General features: G+C 43.4%; 2 protein-coding genes and 2 pseudogenes. 3 read left to right on the forward strand and 1 reads right to left on the reverse strand.

The window, feature by feature from the left end; genetic code table 11:
* The first annotated feature begins 315 nt into the window (after positions 1 to 315).
* Positions 316 to 1,339, forward strand: a pseudogene (locus METMK1DRAFT_RS07730) (transposase).
* 353 nt (positions 1,340 to 1,692) lie between these two features.
* A complete protein-coding gene (locus METMK1DRAFT_RS07735; RefSeq protein ID WP_009072592.1) occupies positions 1,693 to 2,967 on the forward strand; it encodes an ArsB/NhaD family transporter in 1,275 nt (424 codons plus the stop codon).
* A 168-nt stretch (positions 2,968 to 3,135) separates the two neighbouring features.
* On the opposite strand, the pseudogene METMK1DRAFT_RS17645 reads toward METMK1DRAFT_RS07735, so the two are convergent.
* Positions 3,136 to 3,309: pseudogene (locus METMK1DRAFT_RS17645) on the reverse strand (IS256 family transposase); the annotation flags it as partial.
* A gap of 136 nt (positions 3,310 to 3,445) precedes the next feature.
* Here METMK1DRAFT_RS17645 and METMK1DRAFT_RS16430 point away from each other — a divergent pair.
* Positions 3,446 to 3,635 (forward strand): DUF4322 domain-containing protein (locus METMK1DRAFT_RS16430; RefSeq protein ID WP_009072594.1); only part of this gene is annotated, 190 nt, incomplete at its 3' end.

Consider the following 3,635-nt stretch of genomic DNA (forward strand, 5'->3'; position numbering starts at 1 on the left):
ACATTAGGGTATATCTCGTTATAACGTTCTCGTCGTACTTGTGCCAATCCCTCTTGTACTTACTCTTTCCCATGGGTAATACTCGGTATAATTATTTATAAATTTTTGTATAATTCTGAAGTAGCCCACAAAGCATTATTAGTTAGCGTTAATAGTGATATAATTATGAGAAAAAGAATTGTGCTTTCGATTCTTATGATGGCTTTGGGCGATTCAGGTCTCCATTGCGATTTCTATTTGTTTCTATAGAATGAAAGTGACTTAATTGATCCTACATCAGTAACACTAAAAAGGGGACGAGCGCTAGGTCATACCATGAGACACCCATTTTATCACGTGGTGACCTCGCTCGTCCCCGAGTTACTTGGGAAGGACGCGCTATTAAATGAAACGGTGGCTGAGATCGAGAGGAGGGCCCTGGAGGAGGCGGAGAGGACCTCCCCCAGGTACGTCAGGGGGAAGGAGGTGAGGAGGAGGGGTTACGCCAGGTACAGGTTCTTGAAGGGGTTCAAGGTCTCCCTCCTGGGGAGGAGGGTAGTGTACGGGCTGGAGTGGGTCACGGTGAGGGTTGCCCGTGGTGTACAGGGGAGGGGAGAGGGTGAGGACGAGGGTGGAGGAGGAGGTGCTCAGGGAGGAGGGGGTGGTGGTCAGGGCCCTCCTCCTGCTCTACTCCGTGTTGGGAGGGAAGTTGAACGCCAAGCTCTGGACCCAGGAGCTGGAGGTGAGGGGGGACTTCAAGTACGTGGTCGTGGACGGGAAGTACGTGAAGTTGAGGGGAGGGAGGAGGGGGGTCCTCTTAATCGCGTTGGGACTCACTGACCACGGTGTGAGGGCCGTGCTTGACGTGGTCCTGACCGGGGAGGAGGACGTCGTGAGCTACTGGGACCTCCTGGTGAGGCTGTGGAGGAGGTACAACCTCACCCTGGTCGTAGCCGACGGGGTGAAGGCCCTAGACACGGCAATCTCCCGCTCCGGGATCAAGGTCGCGAGGCAGACCTGCCTGGTCCACCTCAAACGGAGGGTGGACAGGAGGGTGAGGGTCTTGCTGGACCTCCTCCTCTCCCTCGCCGAGTCCGTCCCCACCCGTGGCTCTCCCCTCCTCTCCTACCTCCTCGCCCCCAGGGAGCTCTGGCCCCTCCTCAGGTCAAACAACCTGGCCGAGTCCTTCAACTCCCTCCTGGAGAGGAGGAGGTTCGGGAAGTGCCACTCTCCCTGGAGGATACTCCAGATCGCCCAGGCCATAGCCCTCAACTACAACCTCTCGACCTGTTATCTCGCTCTTGTAATAATATTACAAGAACCCTTATTTCTTCGTGATATGATCAAATATATTCAATAATTCCTCCATTGAATAAGTCCAAATCAACAGAGATATTACAATTTGCAAAGGAGCCCTGAATCGCCCTACTGGAATAAGAAGAATAGGTAAAACCTCTATTCTGAAAGTTTTCTTAAATAACATAAATTTACCTTATGCTCTAATTGACGCAAGAATTTCACTTTCTTCTTATAGAGCTCTTTATACAATATTTTCTGATATACTTTCTCAGATAAATAGAAAAAATCAATAAAATCCGTCTTACAACACTTTAGTGGAATTTCAATCTTAGATGTAAATATATCTTCGTCTTGGGATCCTAAAGAAAGAGCTTTAATATTGTTAAAAAGTTTATATCAGGAGGTTGAAAATGGATGCTAAAGTTACTGATTGCAATTCTAATATTCGTAGCTACGCTTTTGTTAGTTAATTTTAAACCCAAGAGAATTCCAATAGGGTATTCAGCACTAATTGGTGGAGCCCTCACTCTAATTCTGGGTATTTCTAATATTCACGACGTTGTGTTAGTTTTCGATATAGTGTGGGACGCTACGTTTACTTTCGTTGCTATAATAATTATGACTTTAATATTGGATGAAGCAGGTTTCTTCGACTATATAGCGTACAAAATATTGGGATTAGGAAATAGGTTAGGCAAAGCCTTCGTTCTTTTGCTTTTGCTTGACGCTGTAGTTTCCGCGCTCTTTGCAAACGATGGAGCAGCGTTAGTCATGACTCCAATAGCCACTTCAATAATATCTAGGAGCAGTATTGATGAGCATTCTAAGATTGTGTTTATGATGGGAATCGGTTTCGTCGCAGATACTGCAAGCCTCCCGTTCATAATAAGTAACTTAGTAAATATAATAGACGCTACATATTTTAATATTTCATTTCTCCTTTATGCAGAATATATGATATTTCCTTTTATAATATCTGTAATAATCTCAGTAATACTTTATTATTTTCTTCTAGTTAGAAAGACCGATAAGAATCAAGAATTGCCTAGTTTTCAACCTACAATCAATGATCAACTTTTGGTTAAGCTAGGCTTTCCTTTCATAGCAATATTAGTTCTAGCTTACTTTCTTACTTCATTTGCCAAGATCCCAGTTGCAATGGTTGCCATTCCTGCGGCTACCCTGTTAGGTATTATAGCCAAGCGTAGGAAAAAAATAGATATATATAAGGTTGTAAGAGAGGCACCTTGGCAGATTGTGCTTTTCTCTTTGGGCATGTACATAGTAGTTTTCGGCATGGGGAAGCAAGGTGTTACTAATTTCCTAGCTAGTACTGACTCTACCTTGTTTAGCCTTCCGTCCCCATTTAACGTGATAATGGAAGGATTACTTTTTGCCTTTACCGCAGCCTTTATGAACAATCTTCCTTCAGTTATGATAAATTCTCTGGCTATAAACTCTACCCATTCTACTAACCATTTCCTTTTGGCTTTAGTAAACGTAATAAGCAATGACATAGGACCTAAGTTCACTCCTATAGGATCCTTGGCTACTCTACTCTGGATATATTACTTAGAAAGAAAACACGGCGTAAAGATACCTCTAAGGATTTATGTTTACTTAGGTCTGATAACTACGCCTATAGTTCTAGTGGCAACTATTCTCTCCTTATGGATTTTATTTCTATGATACATCTTACAACCATATCAAGTATATAAAAATATTAGGAGAGAGAAAAAACATTTAAATTTTGTACATAATAGGAGAAACATTCCCTATCATTTCTCGAAGGGGTGATTCAGGGCTCCTTTGCAAATTGTAATATCTCTGTTGATTTGGACTTATTCAATGAAGGAATTACTGAATATATTTGATCATATCACGAAGAAATAAGGGTTCTTGTAATATTATTACAAGAGCGAGATAACAGGTCGAGAGGTTGTAGTTGACGGCTATGGCCCGGGCGATCTGGAGTATCCTCCAGGGGGAGTGGCACTTCCCGAACCTCCTCCTCTCCACGGTAGACCCAAAATCATATTATGAAAAATAACTCCAGCAGGATAATATCGATTCATGGCAGATAACAGGATTTATAAGGGTATTAAGAATTCAGTTGAAGAAAGGTTTAAGGTGAGGGAGATGTAGTATTACCACGTGAGTAAGCGAGATGGTAACACCGGTACTCCCTCACCAAAACAACGTTCAACAAATAGGATATAAATTACTTTCCATGCTGAACTTCAAGGGAAAGAGAGGGGAAGAGGTGGCGAGAACCCTCATCTCAGCGTGTTTATGGAACGATTCGGTGGAAAGCAAGTCGAGGGCGTATGGCGTGTCCCCACAGACCGTGAGGAATC

This window comes from Metallosphaera yellowstonensis MK1, assembly GCF_000243315.1.
Lineage (GTDB): Archaea > Thermoproteota > Thermoprotei_A > Sulfolobales > Sulfolobaceae > Metallosphaera > Metallosphaera yellowstonensis.

Excerpts from the sequence above, each read along its gene's own strand:
- METMK1DRAFT_RS07735 (WP_009072592.1), top strand. The coding sequence starts at position 1,693 with ATGCTAAAGTTACTGATTGCAATTCTAATATTCGTAGCTACGCTTTTG.